This window comes from Pseudomonas sp. BT-42-2, assembly GCF_025847435.2.
Taxonomy (GTDB): Bacteria; Pseudomonadota; Gammaproteobacteria; order Pseudomonadales; family Pseudomonadaceae; genus Aquipseudomonas; species Aquipseudomonas urmiensis.
Genome location: NZ_JAOYTM010000009.1, coordinates 197,367 through 221,750, shown reverse-complemented (window position 1 = coordinate 221,750; position 24,384 = coordinate 197,367). Strand labels below are relative to the sequence as shown.

General features: G+C 63.4%; 19 protein-coding genes and 1 other RNA gene. 15 read left to right on the top strand and 5 right to left on the bottom strand.

The window, feature by feature from the left end:
* Positions 1–6 precede the first annotated feature (6 nt).
* The 5 genes from OIU19_RS11030 (at position 7) to ffs (ending at position 7,924) form a co-directional block, all read left to right on the top strand.
* Positions 7–666, top strand: coding sequence for a GntR family transcriptional regulator (locus OIU19_RS11030; protein ID WP_264235019.1), 660 nt, complete (start codon positions 7–9; stop codon positions 664–666).
* A gap of 3 nt (positions 667–669) precedes the next feature.
* Positions 670–4,158, top strand: a complete 3,489-nt coding sequence (gene smc, locus OIU19_RS11025; RefSeq protein WP_264235018.1) for a chromosome segregation protein SMC — start codon at positions 670–672, stop codon at positions 4,156–4,158.
* 205 nt (positions 4,159–4,363) lie between these two features.
* A complete protein-coding gene (gene zipA / locus OIU19_RS11020) occupies positions 4,364–5,260 on the top strand; it encodes a cell division protein ZipA (protein ID WP_264235017.1) in 897 nt (298 codons plus the stop codon).
* A 115-nt stretch (positions 5,261–5,375) separates the two neighbouring features.
* The gene (gene ligA, locus OIU19_RS11015) at positions 5,376–7,706 is read left to right on the top strand and encodes an NAD-dependent DNA ligase LigA (RefSeq protein WP_264235016.1); all 2,331 of its coding nucleotides are present in this window, start codon (positions 5,376–5,378) and stop codon (positions 7,704–7,706) included.
* A gap of 121 nt (positions 7,707–7,827) precedes the next feature.
* Positions 7,828–7,924: signal recognition particle sRNA small type (gene ffs, locus OIU19_RS11010), an RNA gene on the top strand.
* A 174-nt stretch (positions 7,925–8,098) separates the two neighbouring features.
* Here ffs and OIU19_RS11005 read toward each other — a convergent pair.
* Positions 8,099–8,506, bottom strand: a complete 408-nt coding sequence (locus OIU19_RS11005) for a helix-turn-helix domain-containing protein (protein ID WP_264235015.1) — start codon at positions 8,504–8,506, stop codon at positions 8,099–8,101.
* Between the two features lie 84 nt (positions 8,507–8,590).
* Here OIU19_RS11005 and OIU19_RS11000 point away from each other — a divergent pair, with 84 nt between their 5' ends.
* Positions 8,591–9,079 carry a DUF2938 domain-containing protein gene (locus OIU19_RS11000; protein WP_264235014.1) on the top strand — a complete coding sequence of 163 codons (489 nt, stop codon included), beginning with the start codon at positions 8,591–8,593 and terminating at the stop codon, positions 9,077–9,079.
* Here the strand turns inward: OIU19_RS11000 and OIU19_RS10995 are convergent.
* Positions 9,068–9,838, bottom strand: a complete 771-nt coding sequence (locus OIU19_RS10995; RefSeq protein WP_264235013.1) for an ABC transporter substrate-binding protein — start codon at positions 9,836–9,838, stop codon at positions 9,068–9,070. The genes OIU19_RS11000 and OIU19_RS10995 overlap by 12 nt on opposite strands.
* Before the next feature lie 141 nt (positions 9,839–9,979).
* Here OIU19_RS10995 and dnaX point away from each other — a divergent pair, with 141 nt between their 5' ends.
* Both dnaX and OIU19_RS10985 read left to right on the top strand, forming a co-directional pair.
* The gene (dnaX, locus tag OIU19_RS10990; RefSeq protein ID WP_264235012.1) at positions 9,980–12,037 is read left to right on the top strand and encodes a DNA polymerase III subunit gamma/tau; all 2,058 of its coding nucleotides are present in this window, start codon (positions 9,980–9,982) and stop codon (positions 12,035–12,037) included.
* 64 nt (positions 12,038–12,101) lie between these two features.
* Entirely contained in the window at positions 12,102–12,428 is a 327-nt protein-coding gene (locus OIU19_RS10985; protein ID WP_186556024.1) for a YbaB/EbfC family nucleoid-associated protein, read from the top strand.
* Positions 12,429–12,625: 197 nt separating this feature from the next.
* On the opposite strand, the gene proC is transcribed toward OIU19_RS10985, so the two are convergent.
* Positions 12,626–13,417 (bottom strand): pyrroline-5-carboxylate reductase, encoded by a 792-nt coding sequence (proC, locus tag OIU19_RS10980; RefSeq protein ID WP_264235011.1) that lies wholly within the window; start codon positions 13,415–13,417, stop codon positions 12,626–12,628.
* A 359-nt stretch (positions 13,418–13,776) separates the two neighbouring features.
* On the opposite strand from proC, the gene OIU19_RS10975 reads away from it, so the two are divergent.
* Positions 13,777–15,105 carry an MFS transporter gene (locus OIU19_RS10975; RefSeq protein WP_264235010.1) on the top strand — a complete coding sequence of 443 codons (1,329 nt, stop codon included), beginning with the start codon at positions 13,777–13,779 and terminating at the stop codon, positions 15,103–15,105.
* Between the two features lie 163 nt (positions 15,106–15,268).
* On the top strand, positions 15,269–15,871 hold the full coding sequence (gene recR / locus OIU19_RS10970; RefSeq protein WP_264235009.1) for a recombination mediator RecR: 603 nt from the start codon (positions 15,269–15,271) through the stop codon (positions 15,869–15,871).
* A gap of 297 nt (positions 15,872–16,168) precedes the next feature.
* Here the strand turns inward: recR and OIU19_RS10965 are convergent, their stop codons facing one another.
* Positions 16,169–18,022 carry a sigma-54-dependent Fis family transcriptional regulator gene (locus tag OIU19_RS10965; RefSeq protein ID WP_264235008.1) on the bottom strand — a complete coding sequence of 618 codons (1,854 nt, stop codon included), beginning with the start codon at positions 18,020–18,022 and terminating at the stop codon, positions 16,169–16,171.
* A 278-nt stretch (positions 18,023–18,300) separates the two neighbouring features.
* Between OIU19_RS10965 and OIU19_RS10960 the strand changes: the two genes are divergently transcribed.
* From OIU19_RS10960 to OIU19_RS10940, 5 genes are read left to right on the top strand one after another with little or no spacing between them, the layout of a single operon-like run.
* On the top strand, positions 18,301–19,356 hold the full coding sequence (locus OIU19_RS10960; RefSeq protein WP_264235007.1) for an ATP-NAD kinase family protein: 1,056 nt from the start codon (positions 18,301–18,303) through the stop codon (positions 19,354–19,356).
* A 22-nt stretch (positions 19,357–19,378) separates the two neighbouring features.
* Positions 19,379–20,356: a thiamine pyrophosphate-dependent dehydrogenase E1 component subunit alpha gene (locus OIU19_RS10955; RefSeq protein WP_264235006.1), complete on the top strand. Its 978-nt coding sequence runs from the start codon at positions 19,379–19,381 to the stop codon at positions 20,354–20,356.
* A 33-nt stretch (positions 20,357–20,389) separates the two neighbouring features.
* On the top strand, positions 20,390–21,412 hold the full coding sequence (locus OIU19_RS10950) for an alpha-ketoacid dehydrogenase subunit beta (RefSeq protein ID WP_186556031.1): 1,023 nt from the start codon (positions 20,390–20,392) through the stop codon (positions 21,410–21,412).
* Positions 21,409–22,515 (top strand): acetoin dehydrogenase dihydrolipoyllysine-residue acetyltransferase subunit, encoded by a 1,107-nt coding sequence (locus tag OIU19_RS10945; protein ID WP_264235005.1) that lies wholly within the window; start codon positions 21,409–21,411, stop codon positions 22,513–22,515. The genes OIU19_RS10950 and OIU19_RS10945 overlap by 4 nt, the downstream gene beginning before the upstream one ends.
* Positions 22,516–22,569: 54 nt before the next feature.
* The gene (locus tag OIU19_RS10940; RefSeq protein ID WP_264235135.1) at positions 22,570–23,634 is read left to right on the top strand and encodes a 2,3-butanediol dehydrogenase; all 1,065 of its coding nucleotides are present in this window, start codon (positions 22,570–22,572) and stop codon (positions 23,632–23,634) included.
* Between the two features lie 174 nt (positions 23,635–23,808).
* Here the strand turns inward: OIU19_RS10940 and OIU19_RS10935 are convergent, their stop codons facing one another.
* Positions 23,809–24,357, bottom strand: a complete 549-nt coding sequence (locus tag OIU19_RS10935; protein WP_186556034.1) for an adenine phosphoribosyltransferase — start codon at positions 24,355–24,357, stop codon at positions 23,809–23,811.
* Between the last annotated feature and the right edge of the window lie 27 nt (positions 24,358–24,384).

The following is a 24,384-nucleotide window of genomic DNA, read 5'->3' as shown; positions in this document are numbered from 1 at the left end:
AAAACCATGACGTTCAAGGCGCCGGACAGCCTCTCCGAGCAGATCGCCCATTACCTGGCCGAGCGGATCATCCGCGGCGAGCTGGCGCCGGGCGAACGCATCCAGGAGCAAAAGGTCACCCAGGCCCTGAACGTCAGCCGTGGCTCGGTGCGCGAGGCGCTATTGATCCTCGAACGTCGCCATCTGGTCGCGATCTTGCCGCGTCGTGGCGCCCATGTGACCAAGCTCGACGAGCGCAGTGTGCGCAGCCTGTGCGCGCTGATGGGCGAGTTCTATATCCTGCTGGGCAACGCCGTCGCGCAGAAATGGCGGACTGACAGCGACCTGCTGCCGTTCCTGGCGATTCAGCAGCGCCTGCAGCAGGCCTACAGCAGTACCGACATCAAGACCTTCGTCGCCGAAAGCTTTGCCGTGATGCGCGCCGCTTATCCGTTCGCCGACAATCCGTACCTGCAAGAAACCGTAGAAAACCTGCAGCCGGCCATGAGCCGCGCCTATTACCTGGCCCTGGATCAGCGCCAGGCGAACATGCTCGACTACCTCGACCTGTTCTCGCGCCTGCTCGAGGCTGTGGTCGCGCGCGATCTGCCGCGCATCCGCGAGGTGCTGGTCGCCTACTGCCAGCGCAGCTGCGAGCTGGTGCTGGCGGCGTTGGCGCGGACCTGATCGATGCGCCTCAAGTGCATTCGCCTGGCCGGGTTCAAGTCGTTCGTCGACCCGACCACGGTCAATTTCCCCAGCAATATGGCCGCTGTGGTCGGGCCCAATGGCTGCGGCAAATCCAACATCATCGATGCAGTGCGCTGGGTGATGGGCGAAAGCTCGGCGAAAAACCTGCGTGGCGAGTCGATGACCGACGTCATCTTCAATGGCTCGACCAGCCGCAAGCCGGTCAGCCAGGCCAGCATCGAGCTGGTGTTCGATAACAGCGACAACACCCTGGTCGGCGAATACGCCGCCTACGCCGAGATCTCGATCCGGCGCAAAGTGACGCGCGATGCGCAGAATACCTACTACCTCAACGGCACCAAGTGCCGTCGGCGTGACATCACCGATATTTTCCTTGGCACCGGCCTGGGCCCGCGCAGCTATTCGATCATCGAGCAGGGCATGATCTCCAAGCTGATCGAGGCCAAGCCTGAAGAACTGCGCAACTTCATCGAGGAAGCAGCGGGCATCTCCAAGTACAAGGAGCGCCGCCGCGAGACCGAGACGCGCATTCGCCGCACCCAAGAGAACCTGGCGCGCCTGACCGACCTGCGCGATGAGCTGGAACGCCAGCTCGAACGCCTGCACCGCCAGGCCCAGGCTGCCGAGAAGTACCGCGAGTACAAGGCCAGCGAGCGTCAGCTCAAAGCGCGCCTCTCGGCCCTGCGCTGGCGCGATCTGGACCAGCGGGTGGGCCAGCGTGAAACCATCATCGGCGATCAGGAAGTGGCCTTCGAGGCCCTGGTGGCCGAACAACGCAATGCCGATGCGAGCATCGAGCGCCTGCGTGATGGCCATCATGAGCTGTCCGAGCGCTTCAACCAGGTGCAGGGGCGTTTTTATTCGGTGGCCGGTGATATTGCCCGCGTCGAGCAGAGCATCCAGCACGGCCAACAGCGCCTGCGTCAGTTGCAGGATGATCTGAAAGAGGCCGAGCGCACCCGCCTGGAAACCGAGTCGCACCTGGGCCACGACCGCACCTTGCTGGCCACCCTCGGTGAAGAGCTGGCGATGCTCGAGCCGGAGCAGGAAATAACCCTGGCCGCCGCCGAGGAGGCCGCCGCCACCCTGGAAGAAGCCGAGCTGGGCATGCACGACTGGCAGGAGCAGTGGGACAGCTTCAATACCCGCTCGGCCGAACCGCGGCGGCAGGCCGAGGTCCAGCAGTCGCGCTTGCAGCAACTCGAATCCAGCCTGGAGCGACTCTCTGAGCGCCAGCGCAAGTTAGGCGAGGAACGCGACCAGCTTGGCGCCGACCCGCAGGACGCCGCCACGCTTGAGCTGACCGAGCAGGTTGCCAGCAGCGAGCTGCTGCTCGAAGAGCTGCAGATGGCCGAGCAGGAGGTGATCGAGCGGCTGGAAGGGGTGCGTGAACAGCTCCAGCAAACCACTCAGGCACATCAGCAGTTGCAGGGCGATCAGCAGCGCCTGGGTGGTCGCCTGGCGTCCCTCGAAGCCTTGCAGCAAGCGGCCCTGGAGCCTGCCGCTGGCGCCGCCGACTGGCTGCGCGGCCAAGGCCTGGAGCAGCGCCCGCGACTGGCCGAGGGGCTGCGCGTTGAGCCGGGTTGGGAGCTGGCGGTGGAAACCGTGCTGGGCGCCGACCTGCAAGCGGTGCTGGTGGATGACTTCACCCAGCTTGATTTCGCCGCGCTCGAGCAGGGCGATCTGCGCCTGCTGCTGGCTGAAGGCGAGGCGGCGCGGCTGCCGGGCAGCCTGCTGGACAAGGTCGAGGGGCGCACTGACCTGAGCCCATGGCTGGAGCAGGTGCGTCCGGTAGAAAACCTGGAGCAGGCACTGGCTCAGCGTGCCGGGTTAAGCGAAAGGCAGAGCCTGGTCAGTCGCGATGGCTACTGGGTGGGGCGGCATTTCTTGCGAGTCAGCCGCGCCGGCGAGGCCGAAGGTGGCGTGCTGGCGCGCGGGCAGGAAATCGAGCGCCTGGCCCAGGAGCAGCTGGAGCAGCAGGCCCAGCTCGAACAGCTGGAGCAGCAGCTCCAGGCCCAGCGCGAGCAACAGCGCGAGCTGGAAGAGCAGCGCGAGCAATTGCGCCGCCGCAGCCAGGATGAGAACCGCCAGCAGGGTGAGCTCAAGGCCCGCCTGTCCGCTGGCCGCGCCCGCGCCGAACAGTTGGAACTGCGCCGCCGCCGTCTCGAAGAAGAGCTCACCGAGCTAAACGAACAACGCGCCATCGAGCATGAGCAGCTGGGTGAGGCGCGGCTGATTCTGCAAGAGGCCCTGGACCTGATGGCCCAGGACACCGAGCAGCGCGAGCAGTTGATGGCCCGTCGCGATACCTTGCGCGAAGGCCTCGATCGGGTCCGCCAGGAAGCGCGCCAGCACAAGGATCACGCCCATCAACTGGCGGTGCGCCTGGGCTCGTTGCGCGCCCAGCATGACTCCACCCGCCAGGCCCTGGAGCGCCTCGAGCAGCAAGCCGCGCGCCTGAGTGAGCGCCAGGAGCAACTGAGCCTGAACCTGGAGGAGGGCGAGGCGCCGCAAGAGGAATTGCGCCTTAAGCTCGAAGAGCTGCTCGAACGGCGCATGAGCGTCGATGAAGAAATGCGTCTGGCGCGCCTGCACATGGACGAAGCCGACCGGCAATTGCGCGACGCTGAGAAGCGCCGCACCCAGGCCGAGCAACAGGCCCAGTTGCTGCGCGGCCAGCTTGAGCAGTCGCGCCTGGAATCCCAAGGCCTGGTGCTGCGCCGCACCACCCTGCAGGAGCAGTTGCTCGCCGATGGCTTCGACCTGCAAGGGGTGCTCGCCACCCTCGAAGCCGACGCCAGCGAGCAGGGCACCGAGCAGGAGCTCGAGCAGGTCGAGGCACGTATCCAGCGCTTGGGGGCGATCAACCTGGCGGCCATCGAAGAGTACCAGCAGCAGTCCGAGCGCAAGCGTTACCTGGACGCTCAGGACGCCGATCTGGTCGAGGCGTTGGACACCCTGGAAAACGTCATTCGCAAGATCGACAAGGAAACCCGCAATCGCTTCAAGGATACCTTTGATCAGATAAATGCCGGTTTACAGGCACTTTTTCCAAAAGTTTTCGGTGGCGGCAGTGCTTACTTGGAACTGACGGGCGAAGATTTACTCGATACTGGGGTGACGATCATGGCGCGCCCGCCGGGCAAGAAAAACAGCACGATCCACTTGCTGTCCGGCGGCGAAAAAGCCCTGACCGCCCTGGCGCTGGTATTTGCCATCTTCAAACTCAACCCGGCACCGTTCTGCATGCTCGATGAAGTCGATGCGCCGCTGGACGACGCCAACGTCGGGCGGTACGCCCGGCTGGTCAAGGAAATGAGCGAGACCGTGCAGTTCATCTACATCACCCATAACAAGATTGCCATGGAAATGGCCGATCAACTGATGGGGGTGACCATGCACGAACCGGGCTGTTCACGTCTTGTTGCAGTTGATGTGGAGGAAGCAATGGCCATGGTTGATACCTGATGAGCGAAGATAGGGCGTTTTCTGTAGGGAAAACCCCCTGTCATGTGCGACAGACGGTGTAAAGTTGCCTTTGGTCGTGCTAGCTTAATGTCACGTGTATTTTGCGTGGGTAAAACGCCTGTCAGAACATAGAGTTGGCGCCACGTGTTAAAGGGCTTTGAACCCTTTGTTTTCAAGCATATTTTTTATAGAGGCACGGGATTACATGGAAATCGGTCTGCGCGAGTGGCTGATCGTCATCGGCATCATTGTCATCGCCGGTATTCTTTTCGACGGCTGGCGACGCATGCGTGGCGGCAAGGGCAAGTTGAAATTCCGTCTGGATCGCAGCTACTCCAACCTGCCCGATGAAGAGGGCGGCGCCGAGGTGCTCGGCCCTGCACGCGTGCTCGAAGGCCAGCACAAAGAGCCCGAGCTGGACGAAACCGACCTGCCTTCGATGAGCGCCCCGGTGCGCGAACGCGAGCGTGAGCGCGAAGCCAAACCGGCCAAGGCGGCCAAGCGCGGCAAACGTGCCCATAGCGAGCCACAGCAGGGCGACCTGAACCTGGCGGCCGACTCGCGTGAACCCGACCTGTTCGCCGAGGCCGACGATGACTACGCCGCCGAGAACAGCCGCAGCAGTGGCTCGTCTTCGTCCAGTACCAGCTCGGTCAAAGAGTTGCCGCCGGCTGAAGAAGTGCTGGTGATCAGCGTCATCTCCCGTGATGAAGGCGGCTTCAAGGGCCCAGCCCTGCTGCAGAACATTCTCGAGAGCGGTCTGCGCTTCGGCGAGATGGACATTTTCCACCGCCACGAAAGCATGGCTGGCCACGGCGAAGTACTCTTCTCGATGGCCAACGCGGTCAAGCCGGGTATCTTCGACCTGGATGACATCGACCATTTCAGCACCCGGGCGGTGAGCTTCTTCCTCGGTCTGCCAGGCCCACGTCATCCCAAGCAAGCCTTCGATGTGATGGTTGCCGCAGCGCGCAAGCTGGCCCATGAGCTCAATGGCGAGCTCAAGGACGATCAGCGCAGCGTGCTGACCGCGCAGACCATCGAGCACTACCGCCAGCGCATCGTCGAGTTCGAGCGCCGCGCGCTGACCCAGAAGCGCTGATCGCTCAAAGCTGTAACACCCGAGCGGGCGGATCCTGCCTCGATCCCGCCCGCGAATGATTCAAGCGCAAGAGCAGCCCCGGGGCTGCTCTTTTGCTTTGCAAGAGAAGATGACCATGAACGCCGAATCCCGAATCCATGAACTGCGTGCCGAGCTCGATCAGCACAACTACCGCTATTACGTGCTCGATGAACCCAGCGTTCCGGACGCCGAATACGACCGCTTGTTCAATGAGCTCAAGGCGCTGGAAGCCGAGCACCCGCACCTGGTAACCCCCGACTCGCCAACCCAGCGTGTCGGCGGTGCGGCGCTGGCGGCATTCAGCCAGGTGCGTCATGAGATCCCCATGCTCAGCCTGGGTAACGCCTTCGAGGAAAGCGACCTGCGCGAATTCGATCGGCGGGTGGTGGAAGGTCTCGATCAGCCAGGCGCGGTCGACTACAGCTGCGAGCCCAAGCTCGATGGCCTGGCGGTCAGCCTGCTGTACCGCGATGGCCAGTTGGTGCAGGGCGCCACCCGTGGCGATGGCAGCACCGGTGAAGACATCAGTGCCAACGTGCGGACTGTGCGCAACATCCCGCTCAAGCTGCAGGGCAGTGGTTGGCCGGCGGTGCTGGAGGTGCGTGGTGAAGTGTTCATGAGCAAGGCCGGCTTCGACCGGCTCAATGCCGCGCAAGCCGAAAGCGGCGGCAAGACCTTCGCCAACCCACGCAATGCTGCCGCTGGCAGCCTGCGTCAGCTGGATTCGAAAATTACCGCCAGCCGCCCGCTGGAGTTCTGCTGCTATGGCCTGGGCCAAGTGTCGGAAACTATCGGCGACAGCCATATCGGCATTCTTGAACAGCTCAAGGCCTGGGGCCTGCCGATCAGTCGCGAGCTCAAGCACGCCGCAGGCATCGAAGAGTGCCTGGCCTACTACCGCGACATCGGCGCCCGGCGCAATGATCTGCCCTATGAGATCGATGGCGTGGTGTTCAAGGTCAACAACCTGGCCTCCCAGCGTGAGCTGGGCTTTCGCGCCCGCGAGCCGCGTTGGGCGATCGCCCACAAGTTCCCGGCCATGGAAGAGCTTACCGAAGTGCTCGATGTCGAGTTCCAGGTCGGCCGTACCGGTGCGGTCACGCCCGTCGCGCGCTTGAAGCCGGTGAAGGTGGCCGGCGTGACGGTGTCCAACGCGACCTTGCACAACATGGACGAAATCGCCCGCCTGGGCCTGCGCATCGGTGACACGGTGATCATTCGCCGGGCCGGCGACGTGATCCCTCAGGTGATGCAGGTGGTGCTCGAGCGCCGCCCCAAGGATGCTCGCCCGGTGCAGGTGCCCAGCCAATGCCCGGTGTGTGGCTCGCAGGTCGAGCGCACCCAGCTGATCAAGCGCAGCAAGGGCAAGGAAACCACCAGCGAAGGCGCGGTGTATCGCTGCGTCGGCCGCCTGGCCTGTGCTGCGCAGCTCAAGCAGGCGATCATTCACTATGTTTCGCGCCGCGCCATGGATATCGATGGCTTGGGCGAGAAGAGCGTCGAGCAACTGGTCGACGAAGGCCTGATCCGCTCGCCAGCCGACCTGTACAGCCTCAAGTTCGAGCAAATTGTCGAGCTTGAAGGGTTTGCCGAGGTGTCCAGCAACAAACTGCTCGAAGCGATTGAGAACAGTAAACGGCCGAGCCTGGCGCGCTTCATCTATGCCCTTGGCATTCCTGATGTCGGCGAGGAGACTGCCAAGGTCCTGGCGCGCTCGCTGGGTAGTCTGGCGCGCGTACAGCAGGCGTTGCCGCAGGTGCTGACCTATCTGCCCGACATCGGCCTGGAAGTCGCCCACGAGATCCACAACTTCTTCGAAGACCAGCACAACCGCGACGTCATCCAGCAGTTGCTCGCCAGTGGCATGCAGTTGCAGGAAGAGGGCGAGCTGGCCGCGGAGTTCGCCGCCAGCACCACCTTGGCCGGGTTGATCGCCAAACTCGATATCGCCTCGGTCGGCCCGACCGGCGCTGAAAAGCTGGTGGCCAAGCTCGGTAGCCTGGACCAGATCATCCAAGCCGATGGCATCGATCTGCGCCAAGCCCTCAATACCAAGCAAGCCGATGCCGTGCGCGAGTTCTTCAAGAGCGAGGCCAATCAACAGTTGGCGCGTGCTATCGAAGCGCAGTTGCAGGCATTCGGCATGCACTGGGCCAGCGAGAAGAAAGTGGTCGAAGGGTTGCCCCTGGCCGGCCAGACCTGGGTGCTCACCGGCAGCCTGGAGCGCATGAGTCGTGATATCGCCAAGGACAAGCTGGAAAGCCTGGGGGCCAAGGTTGCCGGTTCGGTCTCCGGCAAGACCCACTGCGTGGTCGCAGGCCCGGGTGCCGGCTCCAAGCTGGCCAAGGCCAGCGAACTGGGGGTCAAGGTGCTGGATGAAGACGCGTTTATCGCCTTCTTGGCCGAGCAGGGCATCAGCGCCTGACCGCCCGACGGGACAAGTCATTGAGAAATGATGGTTTTTTCTTGAGGCAGAGGTTGTAACTTCGCCTCAGACCGGTACAATGGCGCGGCTCGTCACACGGCGAGCAGCGTAGTGGTGGCCCCATCGGTCCCCCCGCATTGATTACCCGTTTACCTGGTCAGGCCCGGAAGGGAGCAGCCAAGGCGGGGACATCGAGTGCCGGGGTGTGGCTGGTGGGGCCGCCTCCATTTCAGGGGTCGGAAAACGCTCCGCCTCCTTGCCCTGATAGTGTTTTCGCCGCCTCCTTGCGAAGAATTGTCATCACTTGCCTGCGTGGTAGGTGGCTGATCGTGTCTGACTTTTCGCAAGTTTGCCGGCGAGGTGGCCGGTTCAAGCGACGGCATCCCTAACGTCTAGGTCCGCATCCGACTGCGCTCAACAGCCAGCACGCCAGTAGCCGACAGTTTCATCAGTCGCTGAAATTTCGGGCACGCCAGATGGTCCTGCTCTGGACACGCCGCCGCATGGCGCAGCCCCTTGCTCATGGCCTGCAAGCGCGTGATCCGTGCATCGATCTCGTCAGCCTTGGCCACCAACATTTCGCGATTCACCTGCAAATCGACCAGCATGCTCGCCACTTCATCGAGCGAAAACCCGGCTGCCTGACCCAGGGCGATCAGTGCCAGGCGATCCACCACGTCGGCAGCGAACTGGCGGCGTTGGCCTTTGCCTGCGAGCGACTTGAGCAAACCTTTGTTCTCGTAGTAACGCAGCGTTGAAGCTGGTACCCCGGTGCGTTTGGCGACATCGGCGATGTCCATGCGTGGCCCCTTGACTTGAAGTTGACTTCAACTTCTATGCTGCGCGGCATTGGGCTTTTCCGTCAATCTGCCAAGGGTTTCGCCATGACTGCTACCACCTTGATGACTTGTATTGCGCTGATCGGCATCGGTGCCACGTTGGTCATGGACCTGTGGACGCTACTGCTCAAACGGCTGGGCGTGACCACGCTCAACTACGCCATGGTCGGGCGCTGGGCCGGGCATTTGCTGCAGGGGCGTGTGTATCACCCGGCCATCGCCAAGGCTGCGCCGGTCAGGCATGAGTTGGCCTGGGGATGGGCGCTGCACTACGCGACTGGCTTGCTGTTCGCAGCGCTGCTGGTCGGCCTGGTCGGGGAGGGCTGGCTACGCGCGCCGTCCCTGCTGCCTGGGTTGGGCTTCGGCTTGGCTTCGGTGCTGGTGCCGTTGTGTGTGGTGCAGCCGGCGTTTGGCGCAGGTCTGTTTGCCAGCAATACTCCCACACCGTTGCGAAACTGCGTGCGTAGCCTGGCCACGCATGGCGTGTTTGGTCTGGGCCTGTACCTCAGTGCATTGGGGCTTTCAGTGACTTGAGCCGCTGACGATCTGACCCGCAGCGTCCTGGCTGGTATAGCGCTGGACTATCCGTTCGACTTCTCCGGACTGCTTGATCCGCACCAGCGCCCTGAGCAGTGCCTGAGTGGGGAGGGTTGGATCGTTGCGCACCATGCAGCCCAACGATTGCTCCTCGAGCACGCCCTGTACGCGCAAGCGCTGCGCCGCAGGGAGTTGGCGGTTGAACCAGTGCAATGACAATTGGTTGCTCACGGCATAGCGGTAACGTCCGGCCTCGAGTTTTTGCAGGGCGAGTTGCTGGTTGCGGCTGTCTTCGCGGCGCAGCCGGCCCTGGCTGAACAGCGGATCAAGGGTCGGGTAGCGATAGCCCAGCACCGTGCCGATGGCCTGCGCTGGCAATTGCTCTGGGTTGATGGGGGCCAGGTCGGCGCTGCGGCTGACCAGCAAATCGCGCTGCTGGATCAACGGCACGCTCCAGACGTAGTTGCCCGGCCGCTCGATCAGCCAGTGGGTGGTGACATAACAGCGCACGTCGATATCGCCGTCTTCCAGCGCCTGTTGCAGGCGCAGGCGAGCCATCAGGTGGTACTCGGCGCGTACCCCGGCCTCGCGCGCGGCGGCTTGCATCAGGTCGAACAGAATGCCTTCGACCGGCTGTTGGTGCTCGATGCGGATCAGTGGCATGCTCCAGCTTTCGGCGACCGAGAAGCGCAGCACCGGCTGTTCGGCCAGGCTGTGAGTGGAGCACAACAGCAGGATCGCCAGGATTCGCCGCACGGTTTTCCTCCCTGATGACTACCTAGGGTCTGAGCCTAGTCGTGCGTTGCTTAGCTTAGACGAGATTGGCCGGGTGCAATTTTGCCCCCGCTCCGCTAGCATTAGCGATCTTCCGCTCGTTCAGTTTGCGATGGTTTTTTAATGAGTTATCAGGTTCTTGCACGAAAATGGCGTCCGCGCTCGTTCCGCGAAATGGTCGGCCAGACCCATGTGCTCAAGGCTTTGATCAACGCCCTGGACAACCAGCGCCTGCATCACGCCTACCTGTTCACCGGCACGCGCGGGGTCGGCAAGACCACCATCGCGCGGATCATCGCCAAGTGCCTGAACTGCGAAACCGGTATTACCTCGACCCCCTGCGGCACCTGTTCGGTGTGCCGGGAGATCGACGAAGGGCGTTTTGTCGACCTGATCGAGATCGACGCCGCCAGCCGCACCAAGGTCGAAGACACCCGCGAGCTGCTCGACAACGTGCAGTACGCGCCGAGCCGTGGGCGTTTCAAGGTCTACCTGATCGACGAAGTGCACATGCTTTCCACGCACTCGTTCAACGCCCTGCTCAAGACCCTGGAAGAGCCGCCGCCCTACGTCAAGTTCATCCTCGCTACCACTGACCCGCAAAAGCTGCCGGCGACCATTCTGTCGCGCTGCTTGCAGTTCTCTTTGAAGAACATGAGTCCGGAGCGAGTGGTCGAGCACCTGAGCCATGTGCTCGGTGCCGAGAACGTCCCCTTCGAAGAAGATGCCCTGTGGCTGCTTGGGCGTGCGGCCGATGGCTCGATGCGCGACGCCATGAGCCTGACCGACCAGGCCATCGCCTTCGGTGAAGGCAAGGTATTGGCCGCTGATGTCCGGGCGATGCTCGGCACGCTCGACCATGGCCAGGTGTACGGGGTGCTGCAGGCGCTGCTCGAGGGTGATGCGCGGGCGCTGCTGCAAGCGGTGCGTGATCTGGCCGAGCAGGGACCGGATTGGAGTGGCGTGCTGGCCGAGATGCTTAACGTGCTGCACCGCGTAGCCATTGCCCAGGCGCTACCTGAGGCGGTGGACAACGGCCAGGGCGACCGCGAGCGGGTGTTGAGCCTGGCTTCGGCGCTGCCCGCCGAGGATGTGCAGTTCTACTACCAGATGGGCTTGATTGGCCGCCGCGATTTGCCCTTGGCGCCGGATCCGCGCGGTGGCTTTGAAATGGTCCTGCTGCGCATGCTCGCGTTCCGCCCCGCCGATACCGACGACGCGCCGACCCCGGTGCTAAAGCCAGTGGGGATCAGCCAGGCCACAGCTGATTCTGCAAAACCGGTGGCAGCGCCAGCGCCGGTCGCTGAACCGCCTGTCATGTCAATGCCGGTCGAGGCGCACGAGCCTGTTGCAGCGCCTGTGACGGCGCAGCCTGCGGCGCTGGAGCCGGTTGCCGCACAGCCGGTTATCGAGCCTGAGCCCGCGCCAGAGGCGCCGGTTGCCGTCCAAGAGCCTGCGCCAATTGAGGAAGAGGTTGTCGATCTGCCGTGGGAGGAGGCGACAGTGCCGGCCGAGCCGGTGCCGCAAGCGCCTGCGCCTGTCGCGCAGCCTGCGCCGCAAGCCGGCCCGCCAAGCGATGACCAGCCGCCGTTCGATCCCTCTGCCTATGACGCTGTTGGCATGGATCGGGACGACGAGCCGCCGCTGGATGAAGATTACTACGCGCCCGAGTCTGATCCGGCAGGCTTCAGCTACCTGGATGAGTTGGCTGAGCATGTCCATGAGGCCGAGTCGGTCCCTGTTGCCGAGCCCCTGCCAGCCTCCAAGCCGGCCACCGGCCTTGCGCTGCAATGGCTGGAATTATTCCCGCAGTTGCCTGTGTCCGGCATGACAGGCAACATCGCGGCAAACTGTACCCTGATCGCTGCCGACGGCGATGACTGGCTGCTGCACTTGGACCCAGCCCAGGGCGCACTGTTCAACTCGACCCAGCAGCGGCGCCTCAACGAGGCGCTCAACCAGCACCTGGGCCGCACCTTGCAGCTGCGCATCGAGCTGATCCGCCCCGAGCAGGAGACGCCAGCGCAAGCGGCGGCGCGCAAGCGCTCGGAGCGCCAGCATGAGGCTGAAGTGTCGATCGAGCGCGATCCGCTCATCCAGCAGATGATCCGGCAGTTCGGCGCGACCGTGCGTCAGGATACTATTGAGCCTGTAGAGGCCCTGGTCAGCCAGGGCGATTGAACCGATATCCGTGCGGCCGGCAGCGTGCTTGGCCGCATCACATGACCCAATCGAGGTGTACCCCATGATGAAAGGTGGCATGGCCGGCCTGATGAAGCAGGCGCAGCAGATGCAAGAAAAAATGGCCAAGATGCAGGAAGAGCTGGCCAACGCTGAAGTGACTGGGCAATCGGGCGCGGGCCTGGTCAGCGTGGTGATGACCGGTCGTCATGACGTCAAGCGCATCAGCATCGATGACAGCCTGATGCAGGAAGACAAGGAAGTGCTCGAAGACCTGATCGCAGCCGCCGTCAACGACGCGGTACGCAAGGTCGAGCAGAACAGCCAGGAGAAAATGGGTGGCATGACTGCTGGCATGCAGTTGCCGCCAGGCTTCAAGATGCCGTTCTGACCCAGCGTTTTGCAAATGCGCTGTTTGATCTGACCTCATCGCCGGGCAAGCGCGCTCCTACACAATTGCGCAATTTCTGTAGGAGCGCGCTTGTCCCGCGATAGGGCCACAACGTCCAACAACGATGCCCCGCTCAACTTGCCGGCAAAAGATAACGCCGCACGTTTTTAGTTGAACGGTTAGTTAATAAAATGGCTTTAGCTGTTTTGCGACAACTCCACTGATCGTCGACAGGCCGCGGCAGTTGCCGCTTCGACTAAATCGCGCAACTTTCCCCCGTTCTCGAACACTTCAATCGCCGCCGCCGTCGTGCCATTTGGCGAAGTAACTGCCTGACGAAGTTCGGCGAAATCGGCATGCCGCTGCTGTTGCAAAGTTGCTGCGCCAAACGCAGTTTGCGCCGTCAGGGCACGTGCTAATTCAGCAGTAAGTCCAAGTTTGACTCCTGCTTGCGCCAGTGCCTCGCTGAACAAGTGATAATACGCCGGGCCACTGCCGCTGATGGCTGTAACCGCATCGAGCTGGCTCTCTGTCGCGACCCAGGAGGCCAAGCCAACCGCCTCGAACAACTGGCCGATCCTGGCGCGCTGACTCGCCTCCAGCTCATCGCCCGCATACAGCCCGGTGCAACCGGCGCCGGCCAGCACTGGAGTATTAGGCATGGCTCGCACTACCGGGCAGCGCTGCCTCAGGGCTGCACTCAAGGTCGCCTGGGTAACTCCCGCAGCCACCGAAATCACGCAGGCTTGCGCACATTGCCGGTCGCTGAGCCCTGCCAGGGCTTCACTGGCATAAGCCGGTTTAACGGCCAGCACGATCAGCTCGAAAGCCTCGTCGGGCACATCCGCCAGACGCGTATAACGACCTTCGCCGCCAGCGCCAGGTAGCCCCGGATCGACGATGCTCAACTGCTCGATCAAACCTGCGTTGAGCCACGCATCGCCCAACGCAGCGCCCATACGGCCATACCCAATAAACAGCGTTTTCACCGGCAAGTCCCCTTGGTTGTTGTTGTGATCTTTTTCCAGAGTAAGGGCTTTTTAAATCCGGGTGCAACTGGGTGCAACCACAAAAATCCAAAAACGAAAAAGTGCTGAGCAATACCAACTTGGTGACTGCGCAGTCGGATGCACCACTATGGCCTTTAAAGCAATTTCCGCTGTAAGCCTGAACCAAAACAGTGCATTTCTGCTGTGTTTTGAAAATAATTACGGGTTAAACGTTTAATCTGGGTTGTACCTTTTTTATAACTTTCACTAAGATCCGCTGGCATGGGTGCAACCTGGTTGCTCTTTGCCTTGCTCCACCCTGTGCTCGCCGACATAACATCAAAAAAACGGAGACTCGCATGACGCCGTCCAGTGCAACCCACACCGCGACCCAGGGGCGCGGCCGCGCTTTGGTCGCCAGCCTTACCGGCAGTTCCATCGAATGGTTCGACTACTTCCTCTACGGCACCGCCGCCGCGCTGGTATTCAACAAGCTGTTCTTCCCCAACTTCGATCCGGTGGTCGGGTTGTTGCTGGCTTACCTATCGTTTTCTCTGACTTTTTTCGTACGGCCCATCGGCGGGGTGATTTTCGCCCACATCGGCGACCGTATCGGGCGCAAGAAAACCCTGGTCATCACCCTGTCTCTGATGGGCGGTGCCACGGTGCTGATCGGCTGCTTGCCAACCTACGAGCACATCGGCGTCTGGGCTCCGATCCTGCTGATCGCACTGCGGGTAGTACAGGGCTTGGGCATTGGCGGGGAGTGGGGCGGGGCGCTGCTGTTGGCCTACGAATACGCCCCGGCCAAGCGTAAGGGTCTGTTCGGCAGCGTGCCGCAGGTGGGGGTTACCGTCGGCATGCTGCTGGCGACCATGGCGGTCAGCCTGATGGCCATGTTGCCTGAAGAGCAGTTCCTCAGCTGGGGCTGGCGAGTGCCGTTCGTGCTGAGCGCTGGCTTGGTGTTCCTCGGTTTGTGGATTCGTCACGGCCTGGATGAAACTCCGGACTTCAAGAAGGCCAAGGAGTCGGGTAACGTCGCCAAGATGCCCCTGGTGGAAACCCTGCGCGACCACTGGCGTGAAGTGCTGATCGCCGCTGGCCTCAAGGTGGTGGAAACGGCGCCTTTCTATATCTTCTCGACCTTCGTGGTCAGCTACGCGGTAAGTACCCTGGGCTATGACAAGGTCAGCACCCTGAATGCGGTGATGATCGCCGCGGCCGTGGCTTCGCTGATGATTCCGCTGATGGGCTGGCTGTCGGACAAGGTTGGGCGCAAGGCCGTCTACATCGGTGGCATATTGCTGATGGCGGCGTTCATCGTGCCGTACTTCAAACTGCTCGATACGCGCAGCACCTGGGGCCTGATGGTCGCCACGATCATCGCCTTCGGCGTGCTCTGGGCGCCGATCACTGCGGTGTTGGGCACCATGAGCTCGGAGATCTTCTCCACCCGCGTGCGCTACACCGGCATCACCCTCGGCTACCAGTTAGGCGCGGCACTGGCTGGCGGCACTGCACCGTTGATCGCCACCTACCTGCTCAGCCGCTACAACGGTGACTGGCAACCGGTGGCCCTGTATCTGTTGGGCACTGTCACTATCTCGCTGATTGCGGTGCTGGCCGTGCGCTCACCCAAGCGCGACGACCAAGACCCCGCCCTGCGCGGGGCGGTCAAGTCGACCTGAGTGACGGCCGTTGGTAAAGGCCCGGCCTGGCGTGAACGCGGGCCGGGCAGCCAGTGTCAATTGCAACACCAGGTAGGACAGTTGCCGCTGCGCTGTAGCTGATTTGACGCTGCCTGCCTTGGCCGGTATAAACCGCCTCTCATTGAACTGTCAGGCCTTTCCCATGAGCTTCAGCCCCCTCATCCGCCAACTGATCGACGCCCTGCGCATTCTGCCGGGCGTTGGTCAGAAAACTGCCCAGCGTATGGCCTTGCAATTGCTCGAGCGCGACCGCAGCGGCGGCCTGCGCCTGGCGCAGAGCCTGACCCAGGCGATGGAAGGCGTTGGCCATTGCCGCCAATGCCGGACCCTGACCGAGCAGGAGCTGTGCCCGCAGTGCGCCGACCCGCGCCGCGACGATACCCAGTTGTGCGTGGTGGAAGGGCCGATGGATGTCTATGCGGTCGAGCAGACGGGCTATCGCGGGCGTTACTTCGTGTTGAAGGGGCATCTGTCGCCGCTCGATGGCTTGGGGCCGGAGGCGATCGGCATTCCGCAGTTGATGGCGCGGATCGAGGAGCAGGGCAGTTTCAGCGAAGTGATCCTGGCGACCAACCCGACAGTGGAGGGCGAGGCGACCGCGCACTACATCGCCCAGTTGCTCAATGAGAAGGGCCTGGTCGCCTCGCGGATCGCCCATGGCGTGCCGCTGGGCGGCGAGCTGGAGCTGGTGGATGGCGGCACCTTGGCCCATGCCTTCGCTGGGCGTCGGCCGATTTCGCTGTGAGTCTGTAGCGGCCTTTTCGCGGGCAAGCCCGCTCCCACAGGTACCGCGTAGATCTATAGCTTTGCGCTGTGTCTGTGGGGCAAGCCTTTGCAGGGTGTCGGCCGATTTCGCTGTGAGGCTGTAGCGGCCTCTTCGCGGGCAAGCCCGCTCCCACAGGTACCGCGCAGACCTTTAGCTTTGCGCTGTGTCTGTGGGCTGGGCGTCGAGTGATTTGCCACAGGTACCGCGCAGACCTTGAGCTTTGTGCAATCCCTGTGGGAGCGGGCTTGCCCGCGAAGAGGCCGGAACTGACACCCGTCAAACCTTCATCCGTGGCATCTCGATCCGGTGCTCATGCACCCGCCGATACAGGGTCGCTCGTGAAATCCCCAGTGCCCGGGCCGCCTCCGCCGGCTTCCAGCGATGGCGAATCAACGCATCGAGCAGCATCTGTCGCGCCGGGCTGGAAACACTGGCCTGGGCAGCAGGTTCGACCTCTCCACGCACCTCTTGCGGTAAATCCTCAAGCCGCAGCTGGCCGCCATCACACACCGCACAGGCATAGCGTAGGACCTGGCGCAATTGCCTGAGATTACCTGGCCAGCGATAAGTCAGCAGCGCTTCCAACGCGGCATCGGCCAACATCACTTCAACGCCGCAGGCCTGCGCCTCTTCAGCCAGCATGCGATGAATCAGCCCGAGCCGGTCCGCCCGCTCACGCAGGGGTGGCAGCTCGAAGCGGGCATTGGCCAGGCGAAAGTACAGGTCCTCGCGGAAACGCCCCTCGCTGACCATCGCTGCCAAATCCCGGTGGGTGGCGCAAATCACCTGGATATCCACCCGCTCACGCCGCGCCGCCCCCAGGGGCGCTACTTCGCCCTCGGCCAATACGCGCAGCAGGCGGGTCTGCAGGCTCAGCGGCATATCACCAATCTCGTCGAGAAACAGCGTGCCGCCATCGGCCTGTTGCAGCAGCCCTTGCATGCCTTTGCTCGATGCCCCGGTGAAGGCGCCGGCGACATAACCGAACAGCTCGCTTTCGATCAGGCTTTCTGGAATCGCTGCGCAGTTGAGGGTAACGAAGGGGCCTGTGCGGCGTTGGCTTTGTCCATGTAGCTGGCGGGCAAACACCTCCTTGCCGGCGCCGGTCTCTCCTTGCACCAGCACCGCCAGGTTGCAGTCCTTGACCCGAGTGGCCAGGCGCAGGTGCTGCTCGATGCGTGGGTCCTGGGTGTGTTGCGGCGCCTGGGCGCGGGGACGCAGGCAACGCGGCGCACTGACTCGGCCATACAGTTGCCAGCCGGGCAGGCGCTGGGCACTGGCGTCACTGGCGCGACGTAGCTGATCGAGGTCGAACAGCTCGCCGATATGTTCCGGCAACCGCCCGTGGCGCTCGAGCAAGTGCTGGCGTGCCAGGCTGTTGAGCGCCTGCAGGCGGCCATCGCCATCCCAGGCCAGCAGGTAGTCTGGCTGGCTCTCGACATAGCCGGGCGTGCCATGGGCGCGCATCACCCAGTGGCCCTGGCTGCTGTGCATGAAGAAGGCGTTTTCGATCTCCCGCGCGGTCTGCTCCACCAATTGGCGAATCAGATGTTGGCTGCGGCGGTCATCTGGCGATTGCAGGGCCGACACATCGACCACCCCGAGCAACTCGCCCTGCGGGTCGAAAACCGGTGCTGCGGTGCAGGTCAGGCCAATGAAGGCGGCGCGAAAGTGATCGCGCTTGTGCACGGTGACCGGCGCCTTGTTGGTCAGCACTGCCGCTACCCCGCAGGTGCCTTCCTCGCCTTCCGACCAGCAGGTGCCCAGGTATAGCCCAGCCTTGCGGCAGTCGTTGCGAATCGCCGCTTCCACCCGGTAGTCGATGGTCCGCCCTTGGGCGTCGGTGAGCAGTACGCAGTAGTCGGCGCCGCTCACCCGGCCATGCAGGCGCGCCACTGCGTCGCTGGCGATACGCAGGAACAGTTCGGCGCGCTCGCGGCATTCGTTGAGCAGGTTCTGCGAAAGGATGCGTGGCCCCTGTTGGGAGCCGGGATCGAGACGGTACAGATCCATGGACCGGCGCCAGGAGTCGAGGATCAGCGCAGGCACCGGCGCCTGGGGCAGGCGATCGGCGTTCTTCACTACCCGGCTGACACAGTCGACATGGGCTCGGGAGTTCGCGGCAAGCATTGGGGCCTCCGGTTCTCGTGTTCTTGTCGTTATGCGGCCATTAAGCGCTTGTGGGCGAGCGGCGACAAGCGCCATGTGCTTGCCGGTGGCGCTGAGACGCTGCGTCTCAGCGTCTCGCCCAGCGCCTGGCCTGACCGGTACGCAGCGTCTCGCAGCGGCTGGCGCAGGGGCCTGTCTTGTCGCGCTGGAAGCGCTCTAGCTCGGCATCTGGCGCGTGTAGTTGCAAAGCTGGCACCGCCCTTGCTCTAGCCCTGGCAAACAAGAAAATGAGGTGCGCCATGCCGCAACCCGCGCCAATCGTCGGGATCATTGCCAACCCAGCTTCGGGCCGCGACCTGCGTCGCCTGACCGCTAACGCAGGGCTCTATTCCAGTACCGACAAGGCTTCGGCCATCCAGCGTCTGCTCGCAGCCTTCGGCGCCACCGGCATCGCCCAGGTGCTGTTGCCAACCGATATGACCGGGATCGCCGCCGCTGTGCTCAAGGCCAGCGGCGGCCCAGTTGCCCGCGACCAGCATTGGCCGGCGCTGCAGGTGCTCGATCTGCCACTGACCCAGACGGTCGCCGATACCCGTCTGGCCGCGCGCTGGATGGTCGAGCGCGGCGCCAGCCTGATCGCGGTACTGGGCGGCGATGGCACGCATAAGGCGGTGGCAGCCGAGGCCGGTGACGTGCCGCTGTTGACCCTTTCCACCGGCACCAACAATGCCTTCCCGGAGCTGCGCGAGGCGACCAGCGCCGGCCTTGCGGGTGGCCTGGTGGCCAGTGGTCGCATTCCCTCCAGCATCGGCCTGCGTCGCAACAAGCGCCTGCTGGTGCGCGTGCCCGAGCAAGGCCTGTGCGAATGGGCCTTGGTCGAAGTGGCCGTCTCCCCACAGCGTTTCGTCGGCGCGCGCGCATTGAGCCGCAGCGAAGACTTGGCAGAAGTGTTCGCCTGCTTCGCCGAACCCCACGCGATTGGCCTGTCGGCGCTCTGCGGGCTGTGGTGCCCGGTGTCGCGCCAGGCCGCGGAAGGCGCCTGGGTGCGCCTGCATCCCGGCGCTGAGCAGGCCCTGTTGGCGCCGCTGGCCCCCGGCCTGCTGCAAGGCTGCGGGATCACCGCCAGCGGCGCACTCACGCCCGGCGTCGCCTACTCATTGAGCCTATCCACCGGCACCCTGGCCCTGGATGGCGAACGCGAGATCGAGTTCGCCGAGCACGACACCCCCACCATCACCCTCGACCATCGAGGCCCGCTGACCATCGACGTCGAGGCCGTGCTGGCGCATGCCGCCCGTCATCACCTGCTGGCGGTACCGCGCGGTCACCGGCAGCTCCCTGCAAACCTGTGTTGAGACAACCCTGGAGAACAACAAGATGTCCACTCACCTCAGTTCCGAGCAATTGCTCCACGCCTATCAAGTGATGCGCACGATCCGTGCCTTCGAAGAGCGTCTGCATGTGGAGTTTGCCACCGGCGAAATCCCCGGTTTCGTTCATCTGTACGCCGGCGAAGAAGCGTCGGCGGCCGGCGTCATGGCGCATCTGCGCGATTCCGACTGTATTGCCTCCAACCACCGTGGCCACGGCCATTGCATCGCCAAGGGCGTCGATGTGTACGGGATGATGGCCGAAATCTACGGCAAGAAGACCGGCGTGTGTGGCGGCAAGGGCGGCTCGATGCACATCGCTGACCTGGAGAAGGGCATGCTCGGCGCCAATGGCATCGTCGGGGCCGGTGCGCCGCTGGTCGCGGGCGCAGCCCTGGCGGCCAAGCTCAAGGGCCGCGATGACGTTTCGGTGGCCTTCTTCGGCGATGGCGGCTCCAACGAGGGCGCGGTGTTCGAGGCGATGAACATGGCCTCGATCATGAACCTGCCGTGCATCTTCGTGGCCGAGAACAACGGCTACGCCGAGGCTACCGCGTCGAACTGGTCGGTGGCCTGTGACCATATCGCCGACCGCGCGGCAGGCTTTGGCATGCCCGGGGTCACCATCGATGGCTTCGACTTCTTCGCCGTGCACGAAGCCGCTGGCGCTGCCATCGAGCGCGCCCGTGCCGGCCAAGGCCCGTCGCTGATCGAGGTCAAGCTGACCCGCTATTACGGCCACTTCGAGGGCGATGCACAAACCTACCGCGCCCCGGATGAAGTGAAGAACCTGCGCGAAACCCGCGACTGCCTGCTGCTGTTCCGTAACAAGACCACCCGTAGCGGCGTGCTCAGCGCCGAGCAACTCGATGCCATCGATGCCCAGGTCGAAGACCTGATCGAGGACGCCGTGCGCCGCGCCAAAGCCGACCCCAAGCCGCAACCGGCCGACCTGCTCACCGACGTCTACGTCGCCTATCCCTGACTCCGGCACAACAACAACGACAGGAGAATCATCATGGCAAGAAAGATCAGCTACCAGCAGGCCATCAACGAGGCCCTGGCCCAGGAAATGCGCCGCGACACGAGCGTGTTCATCATTGGTGAGGACGTGGCCGGCGGAGCCGGTGCGCCTGGCGAGGACGATGCCTGGGGCGGTGTGTTAGGGGTGACCAAGGGTCTTTACCACCAGTTCCCCGGTCGGGTGCTGGATGCACCTTTGTCGGAGATCGGCTACGTCGGGGCTGCAGTGGGCGCGGCCACCCAGGGCCTGCGTCCGGTGTGCGAACTGATGTTCGTCGACTTCGCGGGTTGCTGCCTGGACCAGATCCTCAACCAGGCGGCCAAGTTCCGCTACATGTTCGGCGGCAAGGCGGTGACCCCGCTGGTGATGCGCACCATGGTCGGCGCCGGCCTGCGCGCCGCCGCCCAGCATTCGCAGATGCTCACCTCGCTGTGGACCCACATCCCCGGCCTGAAAGTGGTCTGCCCCTCTTCGCCGTATGACGCCAAGGGCTTGCTGATCCAGGCGATTCGCGACAACGACCCGGTCATCTTCTGCGAGCACAAACTGCTCTACAGCATGCAAGGCGAGGTCCCCGAGGAGCTCTACACCGTGCCCTTCGGAGAAGCCAACTACCTGCGCGACGGCGACGACGTGACCCTGGTGACCTACGGGCGCATGGTCCACCTGGCCATGGAGGCGGCCAACAACCTCGCGCGCCAGGGCATCGACTGCGAAGTGCTGGACTTGCGCACCACCAGCCCGCTGGATGAAGACAGCATCCTGGAAAGCGTGGAAAAAACCGGTCGGCTGGTAGTGATCGACGAGGCCAATCCACGCTGCTCGATGGCCACCGACATCAGCGCGCTGGTGGCACAGAAAGCCTTCTCATCGCTCAAGGGGCCGATCGAGATGGTCACCGCGCCGCACACCCCGGTGCCGTTCTCCGATGCCCTGGAAGACCTGTACATCCCCACTGCGGCGAAGATCGAGGCTGCCGTGCGCAAGGTCATCGAAGCTGCAAGGAGCGCCGCATGAGCCAGATCCATACCCTGACCATGCCCAAATGGGGCCTGTCGATGACCGAGGGCCGGGTCGACACCTGGCTCAAGCAGGAAGGCGAGCAGATCAACAAAGGCGATGAAGTGCTGGATGTCGAGACCGATAAGATCAGCAGTAGCGTCGAGGCGCCGTTCAGTGGCGTGCTGCGCCGGCAGGTGGCCAAGCCTGACGAGACCTTGCCGGTCGGTGCGCTGCTGGCAGTGGTGGTCGAGGGCGAGGCGCAGGAGGCTGAGATCGATGCGGTGGTACAGCGCTTTCAGGCCGAGTTCGTGGCCGACGGCGGTGCCGATCAAGCCCAGGGGCCGACGTCGCAGAAGGCTGAGGTCGGCGGCCGGCTGTTGCGCTGGTTCGAGCTGGGCGAGGGCGGCACGCCGCTGGTGCTGGTGCATGGCTTTGCTGGCGACCTGAACAATTGGCTGTTCAATCATCCGGCGCTGGCGGCCGAGCGTCGGGTCATCGCGCTCGATCTGCCCGGTCATGGTGAGTCGGCCAAGGCTCTGCAACGGGGCGATCTGGATGAATTGAGTGACGCGCTGCTGGCGCTGCTCGATCACCTCGACATTCCCCGCGCCCACCTGGCAGGGCACTCGATGGGCGGCGCGGTCAGCCTCAACCTGGCGCGCCTGGCACCCCAGCGGGTGGCCAGCCTGAGCCTGATTGCCAGCGCCGGCTTAGGCGCGCAGATCAATGGCCAGTACCTGCAGGGCTTCGTCGAGGCGGGCAATCGCAATGCGCTCAAGCCACACATGAGCACGCTGTTTGCCGATCAGGGCCTGGTAACCCGGCAGATGCTCGAGGACATGCTCAAGTTCAAGCGCCTGGAAGGCGTCGACAGCGCCCTGCGGCAACTGGCGGCGAGCATCGCCGAGGGCGATCGCCAGCGTCACGACTTGCGCGGGGTGCTTGGGCAACATCCGGCCCTGGTGGTTTGGGGCAGCCAGGACGCGATCATCCCCGCCAGCCACAGCCAAGGCGTGGAAGCCGAAGTGCTGCTGATCGACGGGGTTGGGCACATGGTCCAGATGGAGGCTGCCGAGCAGGTCAACCAAGCCTTGCAGGCGTTCCTGCGCAAACACTGAGTCACTTACGTGAGCCTGGAGACAACAATAATGAACGACCTGAGCCACACCCATATGCGCGCCGCCGTCTGGCATGGCCGCCACGATATTCGCGTCGAACAGGTACCGCTGCCGGACGATCCGCCGCCTGGCTGGGTGCAGATCAAGGTGGATTGGTGCGGGATCTGCGGCTCGGACCTGCACGAATACGTCGCAGGCCCGGTGTTCATACCGGTCGAGGCGCCGCATCCGCTGACCGGGATCCAGGGGCAATGCATCCTGGGTCATGAGTTCTGCGGCGAGATCGCCAAGCTCGGCGAGGGTGTCAGCGGCTACGCCGTCGGCGATGCAGTGGCGGCCGATGCCTGCCAGCATTGCGGCAGCTGCTATTACTGCACCCATGGCTTGTACAACATCTGCGAAAAGCTGGCTTTTACCGGGCTGATGAACAACGGTGCCTTTGCCGAGCGAGTGAATGTACCGGCCAACCTGCTGTACCGCTTGCCAGAAGGTTTCCCGCGTGAGGCGGGGGCGTTGATCGAGCCACTGGCGGTGGGCATGCATGCAGTGAAGAAGGCCGGCAGCCTGCTGGGGCAGAACGTGGTGGTGGTCGGTGCGGGCACCATCGGCCTCTGTACCATCATGTGTGCCAAGGCGGCGGGCGCGGCGCAGGTGATCGCCCTGGAAATGTCCTCGGCACGTAAGGCCAAGGCCCTGCAAGTGGGCGCCAGTGCCGTGCTCGACCCCAGCCAATGCGATGCCCTGGCCGAGATCCGCGGGCTAACGGCGGGGCTGGGCGCGGATGTGAGTTTTGAGTGTATCGGCAACAAGCACACCGCCAAGCTTGCCATCGATGCCATTCGCAAAGCGGGCAAGTGCGTGCTGGTGGGGATCTTCGAGGAGCCCAGTGCGTTCAACTTCTTCGATCTGGTCTCGACCGAGAAACAGGTGCTTGGGGCGTTGGCCTACAACGGCGAATTTGCCGATGTGATTGCCTTCATTGCCGATGGGCGTCTGGATATCCGCCCGCTGGTGACGGGGCGCATTGGCCTGGAGCAGATTGTCGAGCTGGGGTTCGAGGAGTTGGTCAACAACAAGGAGGAGAATGTGAAGATCATCGTTTCGCCGGGCGGGCGCTGATCTCTGGCGTTTGATAGGGCCTCATCGCGGGGCAAGCCCGCTCCCACGCCAATCTGTGTCTAGCGCCAACCTGTAATAGCCACTTGGCAGCACTATTGTGGCAGCGCTATCGTGGGAGCGGGCTTGCCCCGCGATCAGGCCAGCCAGGCTGGCCCATCAATCAACTGAACGCACTCAGTATTCGCTCAGCGAAAACTCAGTCAGGCAGAACGTCGGCACACCCGCCGCCTGCAGCCGACGCGAACCTTCCAGCTCCGGCAGATCGATGATCGCCGCCGCCTCGAACACTTCAGCACCCGTGCGACGCACCAGATTGGCAGCTGCCAGCAAGGTGCCGCCGGTGGCGATCAAGTCATCGAAGATCAGCACCGAATCGCCTTCGCACAGGCTGTCGGCATGCACTTCCAGGAAGGCCTCGCCATATTCGGTCTGGTAGCCCTCAGAGAGCACGTCAGCCGGCAGCTTGCCCTGCTTGCGGAACAGGATCAGCGGCTTGTTCAGTTGGTGGGCGATGATCGAGCCAATCAGAAAGCCGCGCGCATCCATGGCGCCGATATGGCTGAATTCGGCCTCGACATAACGCTCGATGAACTGGTCGGCCACATAGCGCAAGCCGCGCGGCGACTGGAACAACGGCGTGATATCGCGGAAGATCACCCCCGGTTTGGGAAAGTCCACTACCGGGCGGATCAGGGCTTTGAGGTCGAAGGTGTCGCTGTGCATGGAAGGGGTATCCTGAAAAACCAAGCA

Excerpts from the sequence above, each read along its gene's own strand:
- OIU19_RS10960 (WP_264235007.1), top strand. The coding sequence starts at position 18,301 with ATGCCGCAACCCGCGCCAATCGTCGGGATCATTGCCAACCCAGCTTCG.
- recR (WP_264235009.1), top strand. The coding sequence starts at position 15,269 with ATGAGCTTCAGCCCCCTCATCCGCCAACTGATCGACGCCCTGCGCATT.
- dnaX (WP_264235012.1), top strand. The coding sequence starts at position 9,980 with ATGAGTTATCAGGTTCTTGCACGAAAATGGCGTCCGCGCTCGTTCCGC.
- OIU19_RS10950 (WP_186556031.1), top strand. The coding sequence starts at position 20,390 with ATGGCAAGAAAGATCAGCTACCAGCAGGCCATCAACGAGGCCCTGGCC.
- OIU19_RS10935 (WP_186556034.1), bottom strand. The coding sequence starts at position 24,357 with ATGCACAGCGACACCTTCGACCTCAAAGCCCTGATCCGCCCGGTAGTG.
- ligA (WP_264235016.1), top strand. The coding sequence starts at position 5,376 with ATGAACGCCGAATCCCGAATCCATGAACTGCGTGCCGAGCTCGATCAG.
- smc (WP_264235018.1), top strand. The coding sequence starts at position 670 with ATGCGCCTCAAGTGCATTCGCCTGGCCGGGTTCAAGTCGTTCGTCGAC.
- OIU19_RS11005 (WP_264235015.1), bottom strand. The coding sequence starts at position 8,506 with ATGGACATCGCCGATGTCGCCAAACGCACCGGGGTACCAGCTTCAACG.
- OIU19_RS10945 (WP_264235005.1), top strand. The coding sequence starts at position 21,409 with ATGAGCCAGATCCATACCCTGACCATGCCCAAATGGGGCCTGTCGATG.
- OIU19_RS10985 (WP_186556024.1), top strand. The coding sequence starts at position 12,102 with ATGATGAAAGGTGGCATGGCCGGCCTGATGAAGCAGGCGCAGCAGATG.
- OIU19_RS10965 (WP_264235008.1), bottom strand. The coding sequence starts at position 18,022 with ATGCTTGCCGCGAACTCCCGAGCCCATGTCGACTGTGTCAGCCGGGTA.
- OIU19_RS10955 (WP_264235006.1), top strand. The coding sequence starts at position 19,379 with ATGTCCACTCACCTCAGTTCCGAGCAATTGCTCCACGCCTATCAAGTG.
- OIU19_RS11030 (WP_264235019.1), top strand. The coding sequence starts at position 7 with ATGACGTTCAAGGCGCCGGACAGCCTCTCCGAGCAGATCGCCCATTAC.
- zipA (WP_264235017.1), top strand. The coding sequence starts at position 4,364 with ATGGAAATCGGTCTGCGCGAGTGGCTGATCGTCATCGGCATCATTGTC.
- OIU19_RS11000 (WP_264235014.1), top strand. The coding sequence starts at position 8,591 with ATGACTGCTACCACCTTGATGACTTGTATTGCGCTGATCGGCATCGGT.
- OIU19_RS10975 (WP_264235010.1), top strand. The coding sequence starts at position 13,777 with ATGACGCCGTCCAGTGCAACCCACACCGCGACCCAGGGGCGCGGCCGC.
- OIU19_RS10940 (WP_264235135.1), top strand. The coding sequence starts at position 22,570 with ATGCGCGCCGCCGTCTGGCATGGCCGCCACGATATTCGCGTCGAACAG.